24 protein-coding genes are annotated in these 24324 nt (G+C 39.1%); 10 read left to right on the top strand and 14 right to left on the bottom strand.

Annotated elements, in window-relative coordinates; all coding sequences use genetic code 11:
* The first annotated feature begins 12 nt into the window (after positions 1 to 12).
* Positions 13 to 1218, top strand: a complete 1206-nt coding sequence (locus IEE83_RS21165; protein ID WP_194122495.1) for an FG-GAP repeat domain-containing protein — start codon at positions 13 to 15, stop codon at positions 1216 to 1218.
* 74 nt (positions 1219 to 1292) lie between these two features.
* Complete coding sequence (locus tag IEE83_RS21160; RefSeq protein ID WP_194122494.1) at positions 1293 to 2072, top strand: DNA-formamidopyrimidine glycosylase family protein; 780 nt, start codon at positions 1293 to 1295, stop codon at positions 2070 to 2072.
* Between the two features lie 51 nt (positions 2073 to 2123).
* Here IEE83_RS21160 and IEE83_RS21155 read toward each other — a convergent pair whose 3' ends face one another.
* From IEE83_RS21155 to IEE83_RS21125, 7 genes are all read right to left on the bottom strand, one after another.
* A complete protein-coding gene (locus IEE83_RS21155) occupies positions 2124 to 2999 on the bottom strand; it encodes an AraC family transcriptional regulator (RefSeq protein WP_194122493.1) in 876 nt (291 codons plus the stop codon).
* Positions 3000 to 3151: 152 nt separating this feature from the next.
* Positions 3152 to 3400 (bottom strand): class I SAM-dependent methyltransferase, encoded by a 249-nt coding sequence (locus tag IEE83_RS21150; protein WP_228101917.1) that lies wholly within the window; start codon positions 3398 to 3400, stop codon positions 3152 to 3154.
* A 241-nt stretch (positions 3401 to 3641) separates the two neighbouring features.
* Complete coding sequence (locus IEE83_RS21145; protein WP_194122492.1) at positions 3642 to 4832, bottom strand: 4-hydroxybenzoate 3-monooxygenase; 1191 nt, start codon at positions 4830 to 4832, stop codon at positions 3642 to 3644.
* 216 nt (positions 4833 to 5048) lie between these two features.
* A complete protein-coding gene (locus IEE83_RS21140) occupies positions 5049 to 6074 on the bottom strand; it encodes an LLM class flavin-dependent oxidoreductase (RefSeq protein ID WP_194122491.1) in 1026 nt (341 codons plus the stop codon).
* A gap of 359 nt (positions 6075 to 6433) precedes the next feature.
* On the bottom strand, positions 6434 to 8230 hold the full coding sequence (locus tag IEE83_RS21135; RefSeq protein ID WP_194122490.1) for a DUF885 domain-containing protein: 1797 nt from the start codon (positions 8228 to 8230) through the stop codon (positions 6434 to 6436).
* Between the two features lie 76 nt (positions 8231 to 8306).
* Entirely contained in the window at positions 8307 to 9023 is a 717-nt protein-coding gene (locus IEE83_RS21130) for a LytR/AlgR family response regulator transcription factor (RefSeq protein ID WP_194122489.1), read from the bottom strand.
* Between the two features lie 57 nt (positions 9024 to 9080).
* A complete protein-coding gene (locus tag IEE83_RS21125; protein ID WP_194122488.1) occupies positions 9081 to 10124 on the bottom strand; it encodes a sensor histidine kinase in 1044 nt (347 codons plus the stop codon).
* Positions 10125 to 10368: 244 nt separating this feature from the next.
* Here IEE83_RS21125 and IEE83_RS21120 point away from each other — a divergent pair, with 244 nt between their 5' ends.
* The 5 genes from IEE83_RS21120 to IEE83_RS21105 all read left to right on the top strand — a co-directional run bounded on the left by IEE83_RS21120 (position 10369) and on the right by IEE83_RS21105 (position 15073).
* On the top strand, positions 10369 to 12816 hold the full coding sequence (locus tag IEE83_RS21120) for a TonB-dependent receptor (RefSeq protein ID WP_194122487.1): 2448 nt from the start codon (positions 10369 to 10371) through the stop codon (positions 12814 to 12816).
* Positions 12817 to 12925: 109 nt separating this feature from the next.
* Positions 12926 to 13141, top strand: coding sequence for an antitoxin AF2212-like protein (locus IEE83_RS21115; protein WP_194122486.1), 216 nt, complete (start codon positions 12926 to 12928; stop codon positions 13139 to 13141).
* A 250-nt stretch (positions 13142 to 13391) separates the two neighbouring features.
* On the top strand, positions 13392 to 13535 hold the full coding sequence (locus IEE83_RS33625; RefSeq protein ID WP_369009355.1) for a PIN domain-containing protein: 144 nt from the start codon (positions 13392 to 13394) through the stop codon (positions 13533 to 13535).
* 283 nt (positions 13536 to 13818) lie between these two features.
* A complete protein-coding gene (locus tag IEE83_RS21110) occupies positions 13819 to 14388 on the top strand; it encodes a TetR/AcrR family transcriptional regulator (RefSeq protein WP_194122485.1) in 570 nt (189 codons plus the stop codon).
* Between the two features lie 4 nt (positions 14389 to 14392).
* Positions 14393 to 15073, top strand: a complete 681-nt coding sequence (locus IEE83_RS21105) for an NAD-dependent epimerase/dehydratase family protein (RefSeq protein ID WP_194122484.1) — start codon at positions 14393 to 14395, stop codon at positions 15071 to 15073.
* A 386-nt stretch (positions 15074 to 15459) separates the two neighbouring features.
* Here IEE83_RS21105 and IEE83_RS21100 read toward each other — a convergent pair whose 3' ends face one another.
* From IEE83_RS21100 to IEE83_RS21085, 4 genes are all read right to left on the bottom strand, one after another.
* Positions 15460 to 15723 (bottom strand): hypothetical protein, encoded by a 264-nt coding sequence (locus IEE83_RS21100; protein ID WP_194122483.1) that lies wholly within the window; start codon positions 15721 to 15723, stop codon positions 15460 to 15462.
* A 194-nt stretch (positions 15724 to 15917) separates the two neighbouring features.
* A complete protein-coding gene (locus IEE83_RS21095; RefSeq protein ID WP_194122482.1) occupies positions 15918 to 16361 on the bottom strand; it encodes a hypothetical protein in 444 nt (147 codons plus the stop codon).
* A complete protein-coding gene (locus tag IEE83_RS21090) occupies positions 16318 to 16572 on the bottom strand; it encodes a hypothetical protein (RefSeq protein WP_194122481.1) in 255 nt (84 codons plus the stop codon). Before IEE83_RS21090 ends, IEE83_RS21095 begins: the two co-directional genes overlap by 44 nt.
* A gap of 265 nt (positions 16573 to 16837) precedes the next feature.
* Positions 16838 to 18964 carry a type IA DNA topoisomerase gene (locus IEE83_RS21085; protein ID WP_194122480.1) on the bottom strand — a complete coding sequence of 709 codons (2127 nt, stop codon included), beginning with the start codon at positions 18962 to 18964 and terminating at the stop codon, positions 16838 to 16840.
* Between the two features lie 231 nt (positions 18965 to 19195).
* On the opposite strand from IEE83_RS21085, the gene IEE83_RS21080 reads away from it, so the two are divergent.
* A complete protein-coding gene (locus IEE83_RS21080; protein ID WP_194122479.1) occupies positions 19196 to 20125 on the top strand; it encodes a metallophosphoesterase family protein in 930 nt (309 codons plus the stop codon).
* Between the two features lie 233 nt (positions 20126 to 20358).
* Here the strand turns inward: IEE83_RS21080 and IEE83_RS21075 are convergent, their stop codons facing one another.
* Positions 20359 to 21459, bottom strand: a complete 1101-nt coding sequence (locus IEE83_RS21075; RefSeq protein ID WP_194122478.1) for an NADH:flavin oxidoreductase — start codon at positions 21457 to 21459, stop codon at positions 20359 to 20361.
* A gap of 22 nt (positions 21460 to 21481) precedes the next feature.
* On the bottom strand, positions 21482 to 21775 hold the full coding sequence (locus IEE83_RS21070) for an ArsR/SmtB family transcription factor (protein WP_194122477.1): 294 nt from the start codon (positions 21773 to 21775) through the stop codon (positions 21482 to 21484).
* A 553-nt stretch (positions 21776 to 22328) separates the two neighbouring features.
* On the opposite strand from IEE83_RS21070, the gene IEE83_RS21065 reads away from it, so the two are divergent.
* Together IEE83_RS21065 and IEE83_RS21060 are read left to right on the top strand one after the other, a co-directional pair.
* Positions 22329 to 22586: a hypothetical protein gene (locus tag IEE83_RS21065; protein WP_194122476.1), complete on the top strand. Its 258-nt coding sequence runs from the start codon at positions 22329 to 22331 to the stop codon at positions 22584 to 22586.
* Positions 22587 to 22838: 252 nt separating this feature from the next.
* Entirely contained in the window at positions 22839 to 23468 is a 630-nt protein-coding gene (locus tag IEE83_RS21060; RefSeq protein WP_194122475.1) for a 3-keto-disaccharide hydrolase, read from the top strand.
* 5 nt (positions 23469 to 23473) lie between these two features.
* On the opposite strand, the gene IEE83_RS21055 is transcribed toward IEE83_RS21060, so the two are convergent.
* Positions 23474 to 23950 carry a hypothetical protein gene (locus tag IEE83_RS21055; protein ID WP_194122474.1) on the bottom strand — a complete coding sequence of 159 codons (477 nt, stop codon included), beginning with the start codon at positions 23948 to 23950 and terminating at the stop codon, positions 23474 to 23476.
* Positions 23951 to 24324 lie beyond the last annotated feature (374 nt).

Below are 24324 nucleotides of genomic sequence, written 5' to 3'. Positions count from 1 at the left end.
AAGTTGGGAAATATGAGAATAGGATACACTGGAAGTTACCGGAATAGATTTATAATAATACTCGTTTTTAGTCTCTGCGTAAACATTTCTTATGCTCAGACCAAAACAACAGACACCTCAAAAGACTTTAAAAAAACGAAAATTACTGGAGATTTTATCTCGGAAGGTGCTGCGGTGGCCGATTTGAACAAAGATGGAAAAATGGATATTATTGCCGGATATTACTGGTTTGAAGCTCCTACCTGGACGCGGCATGAAATGGCGCCTTCGCGTATTTTTGATCCTTTGACTGAATACAGCAATTCTTTTTTGAATCTTGGAATGGATGTGAATCAGGACGGCTGGGAGGATGTTATCATCGTCGATTTCCCTGGGAAACCTGGTTTTTGGTTTGAAAACCCACAAAATAAACCAGGAGCCTGGAAAAAACATATCATTGCCGACAGTGTGGGAATAACAAATGAATCACCAAATTTTGTTGATATCGATGGCGACGGCAGGCTGGATATTTTGTGTGGTGACAAAGTGAAAAAGCAGATGATCTGGCTGCAAGCGCCTTTGAAACCCGGTGAAACGGAATGGAAACGTTTTGCAATCAGCAAAGAAAATGCACCCGGAACGGAGCCTTTTTCACATGGAATTGGATTTGGAGATGTAAATAAAGATGGCATAAATGATGTCACCGTGATGGAAGGCTGGTTTGAAGGAAAAAAGGATCCGAAAGAAGGAAACTGGGTGTTTCATAATGCAAATCTTGGCGAACCCTGTTCCCATATGCAAATCATGGATATAAACGGCGATGGGAAAAATGACGTGGTAAGTGCATCTGCGCATTCGATGGGCGTTTGGTGGCATGAACAGATTACAGATGTCAAAGGCCGTCTTTACTTTGTTTCGCATTTAATGAGCAAAACGACAGCACAAACACATTCTTCTCTAATGGCCGATTTGAATGGCGACGGTCGAAAAGATTATATTACCGGAAAAAGATTTCTTGCACATCACGGCCACGACCCGGGCGATAGCGATCCTCCGATTTTATTGTGGTTTGAGTTTAATTCAGCCAAACAGCCTTATTACACAGAACATATTATTGACAGTGATTCAGGTTCGGGACTGAATATTACGGTAAAAGATATGAATGGCGATAGTAAACCGGATATAGTTGTTGCCAACAAACATGGGGTTTATTTGTTTGAAAATAGGATGAAAAAGTAATGTTGAATTGATAATTTGATGAGTCGTTATAAATTGCGGCACGAAAAACTTATCATCAACTAAAAAATACAAATATGCCGGAATTGCCAGATTTGCAGGTGTTTAGCAAGAATTTGCTTAAAAACCTGAAAGGGAAAGAATTAGAAAAAGTTGAAGTTGTTGAAGGAAAAAAGATTGATGCAGGTGAAAAAGCACTGAACGATGGCTTGTCCGGAAAACATTTGAAAGACGTTTACCGCCTGGGGAAAGAACTATATTTTGATTTTGGAAAAGATGCTTTGGTCAGTATGCATCTCATGCTTAATGGAAAGCTTATTTTGCAGGAAAATGAAGAATTGCCAAAGTATACGATCGTTGCTTTTATTTTCAAAGACGGCACCCAGCTTGCTATGACGGATTTTCAGAAAATGGCAAAAATTTCTTTGAATCCTGAAAGCAATGATACTGTTGACGCGCTTTCGGATTCACTTACTGCTGATTGGCTTGAAGGGAAACTGGCAAAAAGCAGGTCGGTAATAAAATCTTTCATTATTGACCAGAAGATGATTGGCGGGATTGGAAATGCTTATGCCGATGAGATTTTATGGGAAGCCAAAATATCCCCTAAATCTATTTCTTCCAAAATTCCAAAAGCGGAAGTAGGAAAACTGGCCAAAGCAATAAAGCACGTTTTAACGGATGCAGAAAAGCAAATCCTGAAATCTCATCCTGATATCATTAGCGGGGAAATTCGTGATTTTATGTCTGTTCACCATAGTAAACGAAAAACGAGTCCGACGGGAGCTGAAATTATTCAGGAAAAAATTGGTGGAAAAAGTACTTATTATACCGATGAACAGGAGTTATATTCCTGATTATGAAATGTGAAAACAGGCTGATTCAATAATCGCTGGATCGGCCTGTTTTCATAAATGAACAGATGTCTCAGCTTTTTTTCTGAATGCTCCGGGTGAAATTCCGATAACCTTACTGAACAACCGGTTGAAATATTGCGGATCTTCAAAACCAAGAGAATCTGCTATTTCCTTCACAGCAAGATCGGAATGATATAATAACCGCTGGGCTTCCCGCATCAATTCCTGCTGAATATAATAAGTAACCGGAAAACCGGTGACAGATCTGACTGTATCGTTCAAGTGGCTTACCGAAATATTCATTTTAGAAGCAAATTCCGATGGCTTTTTCATCGATTTGAAATTGTGACGAAGAATCTGCTTAAAAGTTTTCGTTATTTCAATACTTCGGGTTGCGTGTTTGATTAAATTAATTCGCTCCATTGACAAATAATCCGAGGCAATCTGATAAACTAGTGCGGTTACCAGAGACTGCGTAATGGTTTGGCGAAACATGTGCGTCCGGTCATCATAAATTGTATGTAAATGATTAATGAAGGAAGACAGGTTCATCGATTGTTCAGGCGATAACGGCACTCGAATTACTTCCGAAAGGCATTGATCCAGAATATTTTTAAGCTTTTCGTCCAGTATAGCGGGATCAAATGCCAGAAACCAGCCCTGTTCCAAATCTGCTGAAATAATCCGGTGAATCTGTCCCGGATAACACAGAAAAAGGGAATGATCAGCCAGCTGAATTTTTTCAAAGTCAACTTCAAGTTCCATCTCGCCTTTGTCAAGCAACACGAAATAGTAGAAATCATGCCGGTGAGCCTGGGAAACTTCATAGGTTTTACCGGCTGAATTCGCAGTAGCAAAAGACTTTACATAAATTCCGGAAAACCAATCATCCATACGATGAACCGGAATCTTTCCTTTTTTACTCATTGATCGTATTTTATGGTTCAAAAGAAAAATAAATAATAAGACCTGCCGAAATAATCTTCATTTTATAAATGTCGTTAAAAGATGGACAAATCACGGCTGTCTGTTTTTTTTAGAATTTGTAAATCACATTATAATGAGGCCAAAATATGCCATCATATTGATTCAAATGGCATATCAGTTACGGATCCATGATAAATAGTCATGTCTGTACCGTAATGTTTTCTCGCCATTTCGATAGCTGTTTTTGATATCTCGATGCCGGTCACCGTGATGCCGTTTTCTCTGAAAATTTGGGTATTGCGTCCGTATCCAATACCAGGAATCTGAATATTCTTCACAGCGTTTTGAACAAAAAAATCTTTTGTTGCTACTGCCGACTTTGAAGGCTCAAAGCCCCACATTTCCTGTTATTCTGTAAAGCTTGATTCCCAAAATTCAGGTTTATACGTTTCATTTTTCATAACTTTTCTAAATGATATTGTTGAAGCAATTTAATACATCATTTGTTATGCCGCACTGGTTAATTCAGGAGGACTTTCCGACAGAAAATGATTTTGAGCGACTGGAATATTTAAGGACAAAAAAAAGATTAACATCAATTCGATTCAAAATTATATTGCCGCAATTCTTAAATATAAGATATCAGTTTGTTCCTCTCTGGTATTCGCTATGCATGCGAGCCGCTGTTGGTGAATTGAACAAATTATCAAGACGGGCGCGGGCAGTCATTTGACGAAACGTACCGTGTTGGCCAGGATCGCCCGCGTCATGCATCATATCAGTCATCCAGACACTGAAATCCTGGTAATTCCAAATATGTGGAAGGACAGTATCTGAATAATTTTCCAATGCAGTTTTGTCCTGATCAAGTATAGCACCAAGCAGAGCTTTCGACAATATGTCTATGTCAAAAAGAGCCAGATTCATTCCTTTGGCACTGGCAGGAGGTACGAGATGCGCTGCGTCACCGGCTAGAAAAAGATTTCGATATTGCATTGGAGCATAAACCACGCTCCGCAACGGAACGAAAAATTTGTCGTGAACGGTAGCATTTTCAATAGCATTATCACTGAGCCGCAGCCGGATTTCATTCCAAAGCCGTTCATCTGACCAGTCTTCATGACCATCACTTAGTGCGCATTGAAGATAATACCTGCTTCTATGCGGACCGCGGGGAAGCTGGGCAACACAGCCATAATCACTGATGCCCATAATTGGATTTCCAGTAACGGGCGCTTCAACAAGTGCTGCCAGCCATGCGTAACCAAACTCATGACTATACCTTGTCAGGATTCCCTGAGGAATCGAAGCCCGGCTGACACCGCGGTCACCATCACAACCGATGATATAATCGCAGCGAATTTGGTGAGAACCACTAGCATCAGAATAGGAGACCAGCGGATGTTGATCCTCCTCATTTTGAATAACCACGTCGGTTACCTCAAAACGGACATCACCTGCCATATTATCAATCAGTTCCTGCAACAGGTTAATGATAAGCATCTGCTGCGTACAGAATCTGCCCGGGCTTCCGTCTTCTCCCGCAACCTCAAAAATCCGACTGTGGCCATTGAGCCGGTAATCAATTGTCTGGGCGACCGGACCACTAAGAAGCCTATCGGCCATATTCCACCGTTCGAACATTTGTACTGCGCGCGCATCAACAACACCTGCCCGTTGCCTTGTTTCCGTATAAGCGCGATCTCGCCTTTCGAGAACTACGCAAGCTACCCCAGATTTTTGCAGGAAAGTTGCCAATGTCAAACCGGACACGCCGGCGCCGATGATAACAACTTTTGTTTCTTCAAACGTTTTATTTTGATTCGTATTCATATTGTTTTGCCTGATTCAATTGTCAGTAAATTCTGTTTTTTAATTCCTGACAAAGGTCGGGGGACCGGATATGTGATTTCTTAACGGGTCACGGATTTACTTGGACGAATCGCGGATTTATGGGAAGTCTTATATAAAAATAAATGCATCAAGAGGTTAATAAAAAAGGCTGCTTCCAAAATTCCGGAAGCAGCCTGTTCTTAATTTAAATATTTTTCAAGCCTCGACAGAATTAATTTCCTGCACAACTTGCGAGAAAAGCTGATAAGATACGATTCTTGCCTGGTGGTCAAAAATATGAGAAGTTGCCATTACTTCATCAACCTGCGTTTTTTCGAAAAATGCAGTTAATTTCTTTTTCAGCTTTTCCGGTCCGCCGATGAATGAATAGGCAAGCATTTGATTCACCGCATGTTCCTCCTGGAAATTCCAGATATCGTCCATACTGTCAACCGGAGGCTGCAAAAGTTTACGACTTCCGCTAACTACGCCTAGAAAGAATTGGAGAACAGAAGTTGATAATCTGTCAGCTTCGGCATCCGTATCTGCGGCAATTACGTTGACGCAAGCCATCACATAAGGTTTGTCCAGATAAATAGACGGACGGAAATTTTTTCTATATAATTCTATTGCTTCAAGAAAATAAGCTGGTGCAAAATGGCTTGCAAATGCATAAGGCAACCCCATTGCAGCCGCCACACGTGCACTATCCGTACTCGATCCTAAAATCCAGATGGGAACTTCCAGGCCATCACCCGGAATTGCACGAATTTTACCGGTTTTATTATTTTTTGAGAAAAGGGTCTGAAGTGTTTCAATGTCGCTTGGGAAATTGTGAACCGCATTGAAATTTTCACCACGGATCGCCCTTGCAGTCATCTGGTCGGTTCCGGGAGCACGCCCCAAACCCAGATCAATTCTGTCAGGATATAAAGATGCCAGCGTTCCGAATTGTTCAGCCACTACAAGCGGCGCATGATTTGGCAGCATAATACCTCCCGAGCCTACACGGATCGTAGAAGTTCCGCCGGCGATGTAGCCGATAAGAACAGCAGTGGCAGAACTTGCAACGCTGATCATATTGTGATGCTCAGCAAGCCAATAGCGTGTGTAGCCAAGTTTTTCTGCCTCTTTTGCCAGTTCCAGACTGGTCTTGAAAGTATCCGCCGGCGTTTTACCTTCAATAACCGTGGCAAGATCCAGCACCGAATAAGCTATATTTTTTGATTCCTTTGTATCCATTGTTAAGCCTTTTTTATGATTGAAAAGTCTGTGAAAGACATTCATAACTGTTGTTGATGCAAATTTGTAACTGAATGTGACATACTGTAATTACCAAGCTGCCACTCATACTAACAACAAAAAAACCGGGATAGTTGAATAATCGTTCAAAAATTATTGTCCAATTTAAAAAAGGGGAAAATGTTTCTTTTGAAGAGAAGAAGAAATTTATCTGAAAGAGAAAACCAGCCGGATACAGGGAGTGGGTTGAAACGAATTTCTAATAAAATCCTTTTTGTAAAATAAAAAATCCAGCTCTTAATTCCCGGAAGAAAAGGAGCTGGATTTGAGTTGTTAAAAACGGTAAAAGTTATGAATAATTAACGCTTTTTCTCGGCGGGAATAAATTCTTTAAAAACCGCATCCCGAATCAAAACAGGTGGCAGCAAGCCTTGTGACAATATAAAATCATGAAAACGAATTGCTTTAAATTTGTCACCCAAAGCTGCCTCTGTATCTTTTCTCAGCGCAATCATTTTGAGGTAACCGTAATAGTAACTATTGGCTTGTCCGGGTGCCCGCAAAGTATACCGTTCCACTTCCTGTTGCGCAAAAGCTTTTGACTGAACGACGTCGTTCATTAAAACATCAAGTGCCTTTTCCGGCGTGATTGTTCCGGCCTGCAATTCCGGATCCAGAAATGCACGGGCCGCTCTCAAAAGCCGGTAATCGAGCGAAACGAGTTGTCCTTCCAAAGGCATATAAGGCTTGGTAATGTATTCAGAATACAATCCCCATCCTTCTGCATTTGTTGAATTGAAAGCGTACAAAGAACGAGCTTGTGAAACGCCTTCTTCAACCATTTTATCAAATTGAAGTTCGTGACCCGGTCTTGCTTCGTGGGCTGTTATTGTCCAGGAAGCGGCGTCAAAGGTAAAATCATCAAATTTCAAACCTTCTTTTTCTCCTGGTGCAGGCGGCATGTTTAAAGGCAAAACAAAAACGCCACGCTGACCGGTATTATTCAGGAATGGCGGCGGAACCATGTGTGGTGCAGGACCTTGTGCCGTTTCTGCCGCAGTAGCCAGACGAATAATTGCCGGTCTGTTTGGCAAAGTTACCAGTTCATGTTTGCGAATGATTTCTTCAATATCTTTCAAATGGAGTTCATACAATGCAATGATGGAGTCGCCGTGTATCTGTTTCTTTTTCAATTCTTTAATCACAAAACGATAATCGCTCGAAGACAGATTTCTTTCCTTTGCAATCTGTTCTGCAATTGATTTCATTTCATTTTGAATATCCGTAAAACCGGTATGTGCCAGTTTGGCCAGTTCAGCCGGGGGAATATCAATCCCGTAAGCTTCCAGCGCCAGAGCATATTCTTCGGGAGGCAAACGATAATCAGTTCTGGCTTTTGTCAGAACATTTTCCCGTGTCCATTTGTCATAATCTTCAACCTGCTTTTTTAACTGCGCATAAGGTTCATCCCAACCTGTCAGTTTATATTTTTTACACAATTCAGAAATGCCTTCGATGATACTGGCGTTCCGGGATAAATCTACTTCCATCTGTTGTCTGGATGGATAAATCATATTTTTCCCCGCGATCTGGCTCGAAACCCGTTGCTGAAAAATAGATGTCAATGACTTATAACCTTTTTCCAAACCGGCATATTTGCGAATTCTGGCGACAGCCGCGGCGTGTCTCTCAGCCGGAGTCTGGTCGTCCAGCAAAATTTCCAGTCCACCGTAAATTGCTGACGCCGCGTTTAAAAATGGTACTTGCCGGTTCCGCTCAAAATCCTGCTGGCGAAATCCAAGTTTCAAATGGCTTATTAAAATGTTAAGGTCCTGAATAACCGCCGGATCTTTTTCAATTTTGAGTGCAGCAACGTATTTGGTCAATAACAATTCTTCATCTTTTCTTTGTGCCAGAAGATTTGCCATTGTTGGAACAGAAATTTGCGTATCATAAATGGCTAATCCCTGCGAAGAACCTGTTTCCGGTGAATATTTGATATCCAGTTCAACCAGCATTTGTGTGTATTTATTGGACTTGGCGATCCAGTCTTTACTATGCTCAGTCGTTAAATTTTGAAGTCGGGCTGGCAAAGGCGCGAGCCAGCTTAGGGCAAAAAGTGTAAGAAAGGAAATCGACGATAATTTTTTTGACATAACAATATGAATAGGAGTTCGATGATTGTAAAGATAGGGTTAAAGCTAAACTTGTTGCGCTGAAATAACGAAAACATCAGGATGAAAATCCCAATTGTTTAAGAAAGGTTTCTCTATAATTTCCACCGATCGGTATTTCCATATTATTGATAAAAACCCGGTTCCCCTCAATATGATCAATTTTACTTTTATTGATAATGAACGACCTGTGTATACGAAGGAAAAGCGATTTTGGAAGAAGTTCTTCAACCGTTGAAAAAGTCATTGCGGGCAGCAAGGTATTTTGCGTGGTGACAATTTTTGTATAATTGCCATTTGCCTCTGCAAATAATAAATCTTGATAAAGGATTTTGAAAATCTTGCCGTCGGTTTTTATAAAAATAAAATCGTCCGATTTCGTCTCAATGTTTTCTGGCACGAGCGGTAATTGATTTTGCAATTTTTCAGTTGCCTTATCAACCGCGATGATGAAACGTTCCAGCGAAAATGGTTTTAACAAATAATCACAAGCCGAAAGGTCAAAAGCATCCAGTGCATATTCTTTGTAAGCTGTTGTGAAAATGACTTGCGGCGGATTTTTTAAGGTTTTCAAAAAGGAAATCCCGTCCATAATTGGCATATTGATGTCCAGAAATAAAATATCAACTTTTTGCTGATGTAAAATAGCCTTCGCCTCCAATGCATTTCCACTCGCTGCCACGATATTGAGATATGGCAAATGCCCGCAATAATTTTTTATGATATCCCTTGCGATTGGCTCGTCATCTACAATCAGGCAATTGAAAATAGTCATTGGTTGTTGGCTTTTAGGTATTGGCGATTGGCTTTTGGATCAGATAATGGATTTAAATTATTTCATTTTCAATCGCAGATTGACATTATAAATTATTTCGTCGTCTTCAATATTAAGTTCAGATTCGTTTGGATATAGTAATTCCAGTCTTTTTTTAACATTAACCAATCCAAAACCGCTGTTTTTATTGACCGAAGTTCCTTCTTCAACGGCCACTTTATTATGCGAATTTTTGATTGAAAACAGAATATAATTGCTCCACGTTTTTAGAGAAATGTCAATAAATATTTTCTCTTCCGCCGTGTTTTTGGAATGTTTAAAAGCATTTTCAATAAAAACAATCAAAAGCATCGGAGCAATTTTGATGTTTGTGCTGTCAATTTTTTCTATCTCTGTTTTTAATACCAAACGCTCACCAATACGGATTTTTTCAAACTCGATATAGTTGTCAATATAAGCCAGTTCATCTTTCAGTGGGACAAAATTCTGGTTGGATTCATACACAGAATATCGCAGCAAATCTGACAAACGAAGTAGCAAAGGCGGTATTTTTTCGTGCTGGGTAATGGACAAACCGTATAAATTATTCAGCGTATTAAACAGAAAATGCGGACTTAGCTGAGACTGTAAAAGATGCAGTTCACTTTGACTGTTGGCTGCGGAAGTCTGTGCTTCTTTCAATTCGTTTTGGGACATGAATCGAATAAATTTTATCAGAACTCCGGTTGCGATGCTTACAACCATAAACGGAATCCAGTACATCAGCAGGTTTAGCGCTGCATGATTCTCAAACGGATAGTCTGCATGATAAAAAATCCAGATTATGTTAATGATGATCAGTATGAAGAGCGAAATCAGGTGAATATTTAAAATCTTCTTGATTTCTGTCATCAGAATTTCCGCACAATAACGACCGAAAAAAACACCAGCCAGAAAACAACCGGTTGCGGCTGCGGAAATGGCTTCATCTTCGTTTAAATGCAAGGCGTTTACGAACGCATCTATGGCCAGGAAAAGCGGCACGGACACAATAGCGGCAAGCAAAAAGTAGGCCGTTTTGTTAGTAAGATCCTTATTATCCTCAATCCTTTTATTTTTCATATGAATCGTATTTGCATCAGTAAAACCTGTTGCAAAGCTTTATAAAAAAATGGGAAACTATCAGCCAGACTGTTGAAACAGCCGGAATCCGTGACAGAAAGCTTTTGTGGCAGGTCAAAATGTTTTGACATGTAAAAACCACATTCTGTCAGTGATTTGGGAAGTTACAACACAATTATTTCATGTAGCTAACGGCGTATTCAATATTTGCTTATCACGATTGAAAAACGCAAATCATATAGCCATGAAAACGATAATCACCTCATTATTAATTCTTTTTTTGACAAAATTTGTAGTAGCACAAACCACAGACAAAACCATCTCCGGAACAATAAAAGACACCCGGAATGAAGTACTTCCGGGAACTACCGTCCGGTTATTACAAGCAATCGATTCGACTTTAATCAAGGGAGAAATTACGGATGTAAACGGGAGCTTTCAGTTTAATAATCTGGAAAATAACACTTATCTGCTCGCCATAACAGCTGTGGGACAAAAGCCGTTTACCAGCGTTCCGCTGACAATTGATAGTGTGCACAGTATGATTTCCCTGCCGGTAATTATTCTGCTTCCGGCCAAAAGTGTTGAACTAAATGAGGTAACTGTTAAAGCAAAAAAGCCTTTGATTGTGCAGGAAATCGATAAAACGACAGTAAATGTTGAAGCCATGATCAGCAGTGCAACAAGCAATACGCTGGAAATTTTGGAAAAAACACCGGGTGTTTCCGTGAGTAGTAATGGTGATGTAAGTTTGAATGGCAGAGGTGGTGTACTTGTTTTGATTGATGGGCGAAGCACTTATATGTCGGGGGCGGATTTAGCGGCATATCTAAAATCCCTTCCCGGAGGAATGCTTGAAAAAATAGAATTAATGGATAATCCGCCTGCAAAGTACGACGCAGCAGGAAACGCAATTATCAATATTCGATTGAAAAAGAACAGGGTGGGAGGTTTTACGGGAAATGTGGCCGCAGGAATCAGTATTGGCAGATATGTGAGAAGTAATGACGCTTTAAATCTGAATTACAATTACAAAAAAGTAAATCTGTTTGCCAATCTGGGTTACGGTTTTGAAAAAAATTATAGTCTGGATAAATACGACAGACGTTTTTATGATACCTCGAACGAACTTACCTCGACTGTCAATCTGGTAAACAAACTGATCAATACAAATAATTTCCTGAGTGCGAATTTCGGGCTTGATTTCACCGCAACGGCTAAAACTACGCTGGGTGTGATTGTGAACCTGAACGGCGGAAACCGGAATGGAAATTTCAACTATACAAGCCGAAATTTCAACGCAGCTCATGAACTGGATGCAATTGGTTCAGGAAGCACGGAAAGTACAGATAAAAGAAATAATACAGGAATAAACCTGAATCTGCTTCATAAACTTAACACGACGGGCCGGGAATTTTCCGCGGATGTGAATTATTTGAAATACAATACAAGTGCAAATCAGATTTTGCAGAATAGTACTTTTTTGCCCGATGGATTATTGAATAACAGAAATGACTTTTTATACGAAATTCCTTCGGATATCAACATTTATACAGCCAAGGCTGATTATGTCCATCCTTTGAAAAACAAGGCGAAAATGGAGGCAGGAATTAAAACCAGTATGGTTGACAACGATTTTGTGTTTAATTATTTTGATGAAAATGGGAATTCACAAACGATCGATAATAGTAAATCCAACCATTTCAAGTACAAAGAAAATGTGAATGCGGCTTATGTGAACGGACAAAAAACATGGAAACGTTTCGGAGCGCAATTGGGTGTAAGGTTTGAAAATACACATGCCCGGGGACGACAACTGGGTAATGAAATAGTTGAAGAAATGACTTTTACCAAAAATTATTCAGGATTGTTTCCGAGTATCTTTTTGAATTACAAACTGGATGATAAAGGGATAAATACATTTGGAATTATGGCCGTCAGGAGAATTAATCGTCCTAATTATCAATTACTTAATCCGTTTATATTTTTCAAAGACCAGTATTCTTACAGCTCTGGAAATCCTGGCTTGACACCACAATATCAAAACAGAGTGGAGTTGAAGTACCAGCACAAACAGTTTTTAAACATGGGCCTGAGTTACAATGAATTTTCTGACCTGTTTTTCCAGACAACCCAGACCGTAGATAGCATTTTCATTTCCAGACCAGAAAATATTGCCAAAGGTTATATGGTGTTATTGAATACTACGGTTTCAGTTTCGCCGACCAAATGGTGGTATATTAATACTACGCTGAGACTTTCGCATATCACCACTCAGGGGAAAATTTATACAGAAAATCTGGATATAGCGTTGAATATGGCCAGATTTGAAATGAATAATTACCTGACTTTGGGCAAAAACTGGAATGCAGAACTAGGTGGTTATTACGCCAGTACAGATATAACGGGCCAGGCTATAACCGGTGGAATGTATCGTGTGAATGCCTCTGTTCAGAAAAAAATCATGAATGGAAAAGGAAGTATTCGTATTTCGGCAGAGGATGTATTTCATTCCTGGGTTTATCATAACCGATCTGTAAGTTTAAAACAATCAGACTTTACGCAAATCACTAAAACAGATACACCGCGTATCGGATTCGCGTTTACTTACCGTTTTGGAAAAGATACTTTCGCCAGAAAGCGCAAGTATAATAATAATGGCACGGATGATGAGAAGGAGCGGGTTAATTAATTTATTGATTGTTTGGATGTTAGTAAAATTAGTGTGTTGATCCGCATTGCGGCGGAGAGAGCATTTTATTAAATAAAGGGATATATTTGAATATAAAATGCTTAAAGCTATGCGTACTATAATTGAAGGTATTTATGAAAATGGGCAGATTTTTCTAAAAAAGCAGTCGAAAATCAATGTTAAAACAAAAGTGACTGTCATTTTTGAAGAAATCGGCAATTTAGAGTCTGATAATAAAAAGAGACCTTTTGGGATATCCAAAGGTGCTTTTGAAATAAGTCCGGATTTCGATGACCCACTTGATGACTTAAAAGAATATATGTAATGAAATTGTTACTGGACACACACACATTATTATGGTTTATTGAAGGAAATAATTTGTTATCTGAAAAAGCCAAGCTTCTTATTGAAGATTTGGATAATGAAATTTTTATAAGTTCGATAAGTCTTTTTGAATTAATTATTAACGAAAAAATTGGGAAAATGAGGCTAAATAAGCCTTTGACAGAAATTTTTACTGATATCAAAATTGCAGATATCTGTACTCTGACAATCAGTAATTCCCATCTTTTAGAATATCAAAAGTCCCCTTTCCCGAGGATCACAGAGATACCTTTGACCGATTAATTATTGCAACTGCGATAGCAGAATCTGCTGCTATTATAAGTGCAGATCAAAAATTTAATAATTATTCAGATCTCGTTAAAATCATCTGGTAATTCTTAACTTTTTCTATTCGTTCAATCCATTAACATTATCTTATTAAGTGTTTTTACAGATTGTAACGAACCCAAAATGTTCCATGTTTACCCTCAATTGATTCAAACAATACTATTTAGTACCAATTCCTACCACGCGAAAGGGAAAAGATAACAAGATTTTAGTTATCGGTACTGCTAGATGACTGAATCTGTTTTACTATGAATGCCCATGTTTGGAATATATATTTTGCAGACCTGCTCAATTTAATTACTTTTATAGAGTGATCAGTCAGTCTTGAAAATGGATAAGGAAAAGGAAATACTAGCAGCAGCATTAAAACTTTTTGTGGAATTTGGTTTTCATGGTACTCCAACGAGTAAAATCGCCAAAGAAGCAGGAGTTGCCAACGGTACTTTGTTTCATTATTTTAAAACGAAGGAAGATTTGATTGTAGCGTTATATAATGGTATTAAGGATAGATTGAATGCTTTTCTGCTAACACAGGTTAACGATGAGGAAACACTGGAAATGAAGATGAAGGCGATTTATGCAAAATCACTGGAATGGGCTCTGATTCACCGTGACGAGTTTTATTTTATCCAGCAATTCAATTTTTCGCCGCATGTGGCAAAGGTTTCCCCGGAAGATAAAGAAAGACAGACACGTTTGTCTACTTGCCTTTTGAGCGAAGGAATGGACAGTCATTTATTTAAATCACTTCCGCTTAATCTGATAGCCATGTTGCTGGGAAGCCATCTCTATGGCGTTCATCAGTATCTGGTCAGCAACGATTTACCTGATTCAAAGCAGAAAGAAGTTATCGATGAAACTTTTGTTTTGCTTTGGGAAATGCTCACAAACACCAAATGATTATATGGATACGACGAAAGGTAAAATCATACGGGCAATAATTACCGGGACCACGGGAATGGTTGGAGAAGGCGTTTTACACGAATGTTTGCAACACCCGCAGGTGGAAGCCGTTTTGATCATCAACAGAAAACCAAGCGGCATAACACATCCAAAAATCAAGGAAATTATCCACCAGGATTTCTTTGATTTTTCGGCCATTGAAAGTCAGCTTTCCGGTTACAATGCCTGTTTCTTTTGTTTGGGAGTTACTTCTGTGGGAATTTCCGAGGAAGTTTATTACAAAATGACTTACACATTAACGATGCATGTTGCGGAAACGTTAAGCAGGATTAATGCTGGTATGACTTTCTGTTATGTTTCCGGAGGTGGAACGGACAGTACGGAAAAAGGCCGTCTGGCTTGGGCCCGGATCAAAGGAAAAACGGAAAATGATTTGATGAAATTACCTTTTCAAGCTGTTTATGCGTTCCGACCCGGATTTATTAAGGCAACGAAAGGATTAAAATATACGCATAAATTTTACAAATATATTGGCTGGTTATTTCCGATTGGACGTGCAATTTATCCAACCGGCTTTTGTACCATGAAGGAGCTGGGTTTGGCTATGATACATTCCGCTACAAAAGGTTATAACAAGAAAATCCTGGAAGGAACGGACATTATTGCTTTGGGAAAAGAATAAAAACTGATTGGTAAAACAATCCGGAATGTTTTTTCATTTTTTTTGGATTATTTATTGTAACCGACTCTTGCTTTATTTATTATTATTCCTGAATAAATCATTTTTGAAACCAGTTTATCAAGTACGCGGAAGCTGCCTTGATGTGCAGTGAAAATCGTTTTTTGATGAAATTTAAGAGAAGCGACCTGACTGAAAAAATATTAACCGAGAAGCACAAATAGAAAAAGCGGATTTGTACAGAGGAGGATTCTTAATTGCAAGGTTTTAGATTGCAGAAAAAAAATATTTGAGAAATAACAGAGGCTTAAAAATAAAAAAATATAAAAAGTGCTAAATCTGTAACCAGATTTGGCACTTTTTATAGATTTGATGAAGTGGATATATATTTAAAGAGATTCAGAAGTTGGGGTTGTACTGCTTAACGAATCAGATACAACAAACTGCGCAAGCTGAAATTGACCTTGTACAACATTGCTTTTTTGTACACCTGCAAAAATGGCGGTTGATGGTTTTTGATTAGTAACTACCTGATTTTCAGTAGATTTTTCTTTGATCTTTTGTGCTTCCAGTGCTTGTTGTTTCGCCTCTTTTTCAAATAGACAAAGTACAAAAAGACATATAGCAATTATAGTAGTAGATAACGATTTCATAGCTAAAATTTAATTTACAGTAGTAAACTGATGCAAATCTAATACAAAGAGTGTTAATGACGGCAAAAGGTTGTAAAGGAAATTGCAAAAATTTAAAAAAGTTATTGAACGGAAGAGAAAATATGAATATTTTAATTTTGCCAGAAGGGCGCATGGTTACAAAATCCTTTACGCTCTTCTGACAAAAACAGGATTTATACAGTTTGCAAAAACATCATTTCACTATTTCTAAATACTTCGGAGCAATTGGCACAAGCCAGCTCTTTTTCCTGGGCATACCATCGACAAGAATTTCTGATCGCGCAGTTTTGTAACGAAGTCCCGGCAGGATTTTGATGCAGCTCAATTACTTTTTGAATCAAGCCGCATTTCCCATCTTCCCACTGATGGCAGCCATGTTGAATACATTTTCCGGAAAAGCGGAAACGTTCTTCGGCCGGTCGTCCTTTTTGTGCTTCCTCAACGAAAGTTTTATCAATCCTTATCGTATCGTTTAAATAATTCACTTTCCCATTTTCTCCTACAATACCAAACAGATCGGCACCTGGTTTGGCAATATAACTTGGACAGTCAAGCGAATTTTCAGATACCTTGTCAGAATCCATTTCCAATCTGGATAATTCTGTTTCTTGCATCATCCCACCATATTCCCCAGATAAATGGATGAAGGCCACCAAAATCAAACGGACCCTTTTTCTTTCCAACTCCGTATTCTTTCAGCGCATCCATATGCGCCAGCTCCTTCATGACAATTTCCTGAATTCCTGAATTAATCCTTTTCTTCTGATCCTCGCTCAGATGCAAACCTTCCAATGATACTAAAAACTGATTGTCCGCTTTCTTTTCCATTGTTGTATTTGTTTAAATTGTTGATAATTCTGATTGAAAACATGAGGAGTACGTTACGTGCAAAATCATAGCTATCGATCTGATTCTTAGTCGCAATCAATTGTGGAAATGGAAACAGAGGGTTATAACAATTTGAAAATTGTTATAATAAATGCGGAATCACATCGTCTGATCTGATACAAGGATTTTAGGAACCAGGGAAAGAAGTTGTTTTGCCAGCTTTGAATTTGGCTGAACTGCTAACTATTTTTATTGAAGAATTATATTACTCAACGCCAATATTAAAATCGCCATTCATAACCAGTTTTGCATCAATGGGCGCATCACTTCCGGGAATAACCAATCCCTTTATTTTGACCGTTTTTCCCTTACTGAGTAAGTCAAAAACATGTTTGGCGGTCAACTTTTTGCTCATCAATTCAAATGGAATTTTAAAACCGCATGCCTGGAAATTGCTGCATCCATAAGCCGTTTTCCCTTTTTTTAACAAATGTTCCTTACATTTTGGGCAGGTTAAGGTTTCAATGGAAATTTCTTCTTTTGGTTCTTTCGGCTTAGGTTCTCTTTTGACTTTTTCCTCTTTTTCAACAACCACAGGAACATCCTGGGCAATACTGATCATACCACCGCGATTGGACAAAACTTCCTTGGTCAAATCTACTACCATCTGGATCAATTCCTGCTTGAAAGTTTCCATCGAATATTCACCCTTTTCAATCAAACGCAGTTTTCGTTCCCAGTTTCCGGTAAGTTCTGCACTTTTCAAAAGCTCATTCTGAATGGTATCAATCAGATCAATTCCCGTTTGTGTAGCGAATAAATTCTTCTTTTTCTTTTCAATATATTTTCGTTTGAAAAGCGTTTCTATAATGTTGGCGCGGGTAGACGGACGGCCTATTCCATTGTCTTTCAGGATCTCACGCATTTCCTCGTCCTCAACCTGTTTTCCGGCAGTTTCCATAGCACGCAGCAAAGTAGCTTCGGTAAATGCTTTTGGAGGTGAAGTTTTTCCGTGGTGAATTCTCGGTTCATGCGGGCCACTTTCACCAACTACGAAATCGGGCATAATCCTTTCATCATCGGCGGCTTCTTTTCGGGCAGAGGCATCATTGGCATACACTTCCCGCCATCCCGGTTCCAGAATTTGTTTACCTGTTGCCTTGAATTCAACCTGTCCGACTTTCCCCATCACTGTGGTATTTGCAACCTTACATTCCGGGTAAAAAGCAGCGATAAAACGTCTGACAATCAGATCATAAATTCTTTTTTCATCCTGACTTACATGATTTGGAAAAACACCCGTTGGAATAATGGCATGGTGATCTGTTACCTTCTTATCGTCAAATACCGTTTTGGATTTTGGAATGGGCTGTTGCAGAAGTACCGCCGTAAGATTGGCATAAGGTTTCAAATCATTCAAAATCCCTGCGATTTTCGGATGTAAATCCTCCGAAAGGTAAGTGGTGTCAACCCTTGGATAGGTGACGAATTTTTTCTCGTAGAGATTCTGGATATGTTTTAAAGTGTCTTCTGCCGAATAACCATATTTTTTATTCGCTTCAACCTGCAAAGAAGTAAGGTCGAAAAGTCTTGGATTTCCTTCTTTGCCCTCTTTTCTTTCAAAAGAAGTAATCTCAAAAGGATGCTCTCCAAGATAAATCAGCCCTTTTTCTGCTTTTTCGATCTTTTTTATTCGGTCGATGGTTGCTGTAAATTCCGTGTCGCGGTAAATTGTTTTTAATTCCCAATACTCTTCTGATACAAACGCATTAATCTCTTTTTGACGCTGAACGATAACCGCCAAAGTAGGTGTCTGAACCCGTCCAATAGATAAAACAACCTTTCCCTGACCGAATTTTTTCGTAAAAAGCCGGGTCGCATTCATGCCTAACAGCCAGTCCCCAATGGCTCTCGCACTGCCCGCTGCATATAGATTATTATATTGATCGCTTTCTTTTAATTTCTCAAAACCTTCCCGTATTGCTTGTTCTGTCAACGAAGAAATCCACAAACGTTTTACCGGAACGGCACATTTGGCTTTCAATAAAACCCAGCGTTGAATGAGCTCACCTTCCTGGCCCGCATCACCACAGTTTATTACTTCCTCACAGTTTTTGACCAGATATTCAATTACACCAAATTGTTTGAGTGCGCCGGGATTATCAATAAGTTTAATACCAAAACTTGCCGGAATCATCGGGAGATCTTCCAAACGCCATGATTTCCAGCGTTCGTGATAGTCGTGCGGTTCTTTAAGTGTACAGAAATGTCCAAACGTCCAGGTTACCTGATAGCCGTTTCCTTCCCAATAACCATCTTTTCGCTGCTTCGCTCCGAGTACTTCGGCAATATCTTTCGCTACACTTGGCTTTTCTGCAATGCAAACTTTCATATTTCGAGGTCAGATCTCCTTAATAAAAAACCGGCAATCTGCGGAATTCTGATTTTTACTGTTGATAAATTTTTGGATTGCAAAGGTCGGAAATTTTTGGGAGTTATTATGGATAAGATAAGGCTGGGGGCTTTGTAATTCTGGTAATATATTTAATAACAATAACTTAACCATAACAAAACGTCAGGAAAACACTGGTAAGCGATTTTTGCATAACCAATCCTGAATGGCATGCAGCGCAGAAGTTTACTTAAAAATATGGGATTACTGGCAGGTGGATTTTCCTTGCCGGTTTTGTCAAAAGGCGAGTCAATCAATAATTCCCCAAAACCCGCTTTGCGCATCGCCCACCTTACTGATATTCATATACAACCTCATATTCTGGCAGCACACGGACTGACAAAATGTTTGCACCAGCTTCAAAATCTGGATATAAAACCGGATCTGATTTTTAATGGCGGTGATGTGGTGATGGGTTCTCGTAATGTTACAAAAGACAAATCGGATAAGGAATGGGTACTTTATCAAAAGGTTCTTCAAAACGAAAATTCCCTGCCCGTTTTTACCTGCGTTGGAAATCATGATATCTGGTGTAAAGATCATTCGATTTCTGCATTTGAAGGCGGGAAAACCAGAGCGATGGATCAACTGCAACTTGTAAAACCATATTACAGTTTTGACCAAAATGGCTGGCATTTTATTGTTTTAGATAGTGTGCAGTTAAAACCGGATGGTTCTCCGTACACGGCTATGTTAGGCGAAGAACAAATGGATTGGCTGGAAAAAGATTTGAAAAAGACTTCTTCTGATACGCCGGTTCTGGTCGTTTCTCACATTCCGATCTTATCGGCCTGTGTTTTTCTGGATGGAGAAAATGTGAAAGAAGGCAGCTGGCATGTTCCGGGAAGCTGGATGCATACGGATTGTGCTGCTTTGGTCAAATTATTTCACAAAAATAAGAATATCAAACTCGCCATTAGCGGACATATTCATTTGCTTGACCAGGTTGTATACAACGGTATAACCTATTGCTGCAACGGTGCCGTTTGTGGTGATTACTGGTTTGGGAAAACGCAGGAAACAAAAGCAGGTTATGCGATCATCGATCTGTTTTCAGACGGATCTTTTACAAATAATTATCACACTTATCGTTGGAGTTGATTTGGAGCTAACACCGATTTGCAATCGGTGTTGCGTGGTTTAGCGTTTGTAACGCGCGAGACTATGTAAAAAACAATCAATTAAGGATATCAAAAGCGATAAACATTCAGCCGCGTTGCAAACGCTAAACCATACCCGCCTTGCGCGGGCCGCCCCAATTGCAAATCGGGGCGAACGCACAAAAAATCCCGGCTTTTAAGAGCCGGGATTTTTAATATATGGTCAATCAGATTTTACAGCAAAACACCAAGTGCTTCTTTGGAAAAACCTACAAGTTCTTCACTTCTGTTTTCCTTAATTTTTTCAACCCAATGCGGATCAGCCAATAGAGGACGACCAACACCAACCAGATCAAAATCTCCTCTGTCGAAGCGACGAAGCAATTCGTCGAGAGAACTTGGCTGAGAACTTTCTCCTGCGAAAGCCGCCAAAAATTCTCCTGTCAAACCAACAGAACCCACCGTGATCGTTGCTTTTCCGGTGATTTTTTTCGCCCAGCCAGCAAAGTTCAAATCGGATCCTTCAAATTCGGGTTCCCAGAAACGGCGTTGTGAACAATGGAAAATATCTACGCCGGCTTCTGACAACGGAAGCAGCCATGATTCCATTTCTTCGGGTGTTTTTGCCAGTTTGAAATTGTATTCAGATGGTTTGAATTGAGAAAGACGAAGGATAATCGTGAAATCTTCACCCACTTGTTTTCTCACCTCTTTAATTACATCAACAGCAAAACGGGTACGTTCTGCCAATGTTTTTCCACCATATCGATCCGTTCTGTTATTTGTTCCATCCCAGAAAAACTGATCGATCAAATATCCGTGTGCCCCGTGAAGTTCCACACAATCAAATCCAAGTCTTTTTGCATCGGCAGCAGCACGGGCATATGCCTGAATGCTATCGGCAATATCAGCTTCATTCATTGCGCGGCCGTTTTTAAGGTTCGGATTATTATATTCCGAAGGTCCTTCGAAAGGCACCGAAGGCGTCCAGCCAGAATGATGATTGGCCATTACGCCCATATGCCAGATCTGCGGGCCCATACTTCCGCCATGTGCATGCACACCGTCAATAACTTTTTTCCAGCCGGCTAAGGATTCTTCACCATAAAAATGAGGAACATTTGCATCATTGGAAGAAGACGGACGGTCAATTACAGTTCCTTCTGATAAAATTAATCCAACTTGCCCCGCAGCTCTTCTGCTGTAATAAGCTGCAACATCATCCGTTGGAACTCCATTTGGCGAAAAAGAACGCGTCATTGGAGCCATCACAATGCGGTTTTTAATGTTTAAAGATTTCAAGCTGAATGGCTTGAAAAGTTGTTCTGAACTCATATTTTTTCGATTTACGATAACATTATATTTCAGATCCGATCAATTTGCTCAAAGCAGCGAAAGCTTCCTCATTTCTTTTATAATAAGTCCACTGGCCCGTTCGGGTTGCTTCAATTAAACCCGCTCGTTTTAAAATGGTGAGGTATTCCGAAATCGTAGATTGAGTTAATCCCGATTTTTCCTGAATGATACCCACGCAAACGCCTGCACAATTCCGATGTTCAGCATCAAAATGCAGCTCAGGGTTTTTCAGCCAGTTAAGAATTTCCAGTCTGGACTTGTTTGAAAGCGCTTTGAATATTTCTACGTGATCCATAATGCAAAGTTATATCGGAAAATCCCGATATTCCAATAAGTCGATGAATATTTATTAAAGTATTTCGATTAATAGATTTTTGAAATTTAAAGCTAGGACATTTTTCTAAGTTACCTACGACTTTTTGGTTCAAAATTGAAGGTTATAACAGCCGTTCAATCATGTTTTTAAAATTTTTTAAAAATATTTTTAATTTTTTTTCTCCAACAATGAGCGTGATTCTTCAAACCATAGAATATTCTGATTTACAGCGCAAATATGCAATGATCGATGGTTATAGGATTAGATGAAATCGAAGCTAAAAGTATTTAAATCAGACACAGAAGAATTTTTCAAAAACCATCATGAGAGAAATTACTCTTTTAGGGTGAATTTATTAGATTAGTACAATTATTAATAATCCTAATACTTTTATTTTTAAGACATTTTTAATGCGTCCAACAGAATTTAATTTTGTTCTAATAGGCGTTGAACGCATTGTATCAAAATATTGTATTATATTTGTGCATGATTTAAGAGTCACACAATCAAATTTAATTTAACAGATACAACAATGAAAAATACAAAAAATATCTTGGCTGCTGCAATGATTGCAATGACCATCACAACTTATGCTAACGCAACTTCAAATATCGTAGTTAACGAAGACAAAGCAACTGTTACAACAATTGGTAAAGCTTTACCAGAAGCTGGTCCTGCTTTGGAAACTCCTGCTCCTCAAAAAGCAACAGTTACTAAAAGTGATAACTACACTGCGCCACAAAAAGCGAATATTGTTGAGCTTAAATTGAAAAGCGATTCAAAAAAGTAATTTCGAGTACGGCCTTCGGAGGGAAGGCTGATAATATTAGATGGGAGAAAAAAGGAGGATATGTATGTCTTCCTTTTTTTTGGTTAATAGGGTACTTCGGCAGTCGGCTTTCGGCTGTCAGATTTTAAGGACCAAAGTTTCGGACTCGTTATCGGAGTCAAAATGAAATGAGTTTCCAGATTTTTGTTTTTAAAACGGTATAACACGTCATAGTCATTCCTTTTATAAGTTGACCGACAATCGACTGAAACCATGATCCGATATTTTCTTCCTTTTTCATTTCTGCTTCTGTCTGCCTTTGTTCTAGCTCCCGAAGCGAAGCAGAAGAATCTATTCAATGGTAAAAATTTTGACGGATGGGAAGGTGATACGGTGAAAACCTGGCGTGTAGAAAACGGGACAATCATTGGAGGATCGTTAACTGAAACGGTCGAGCATAACTTTTTCCTTTGTACAAAAAAGACTTACGCCAATTTTGATCTGAAAGTAAAATTCAAACTTACCGGAACCGAAGGATTCATAAACACCGGCGTACAATTCAGAAGCAAACGTGCCGAAAAGCCGGATTATGAAATGGTGGGTTACCAGGCCGATCTAGGTGATGGATATTGGGCTAGCTTATATGATGAATCGCGGAGGAATAAAACGCTGATCGCACCGGATTCAATGCTGATCAAAAAAATCCTGAGACCTGGCGACTGGAATGAGTACGAAGTAAAATGTGAAAACCGACGCATCAGGATTTTGCTGAACGGAACTCAAACCGTGGATTATACTGAAACCGATCAATCAATACCACAAAGCGGACTAATCGGTTTGCAAATCCATGGTGGAGGAAAAGCACAGGTTGCCTATAAAGATTTATTTATTCAGGAACTGTAATTTCCTTATTCTGCTTTTTTAAATTTCAGCTCAACTCTTGTCATTTGCGGATAATTGTAAGCTGTGCTCTGCGTTTTCATGCTGAATACATCCTTGAAAACGTCCGTTGGATCAATCGTCCATTCTCCACCTTTTGCCGCGGCCGGATCTGCTGAAAAAACGGTGATGTTTTTGTCATTCGTTTTCCACTTCAAAGTCATCGGATTTGTTTCGCCTTTGAAATAACCGGTAAAAGTGCCGTCCTTATTAAACTTCACATTTTCCATATATCTTTCAAAACTCGGTCCGCTAAATTGCTGGATAAGTTTTCCGTCTTTGAAAACCGGTGCGTCATTTGCATCAATTTCATTAATAACCCATTTCTCGTTACCAATCAATCTTTCAGTCGCTTCCTTCGGATCACTTGCCGCGTTATTGCAGCTGATATTTATCACAACAAATGACAATAGAGACAGAGCGGCAAATGTTTTACGGATATGCATATGCAAATTTGTTTTGAATTATCGGCTGTACATATTTGAATTATCGGCTGTACATAGTTAAATCAAAATTTCTGAAATACGCCGGTTTGCAGGAAAATTTAATTGAAGTACTTCATTTCTCCGACAAGTTTATTTTTGTTTTTAAATAATAATAAGTGCCGTTTCAACCGGTTTTAGGCACTTTTACGGCTAACAATTTCTTAATATTTCAAGCATAATTTTAACATTGTGCACATGTTCAAACATGTACATTTGCATCGTTTTAAACATAGCCAGAATTAATAATTCCTCAATCTAATGCCATAGTATCAAAATAAAACCCTCCCTTCATAAGGCAAGACACCATTCAAAAGCCATGTTCGGTAACCCCGGAC

Source organism: Dyadobacter subterraneus (assembly GCF_015221875.1).
In the GTDB taxonomy this organism is placed as follows: Bacteria; Bacteroidota; Bacteroidia; order Cytophagales; family Spirosomataceae; genus Dyadobacter; species Dyadobacter subterraneus.
The sequence above is the reverse complement of the archived record's forward strand: the minus strand, read 5'-3'. Positions and strand labels throughout refer to the sequence as shown.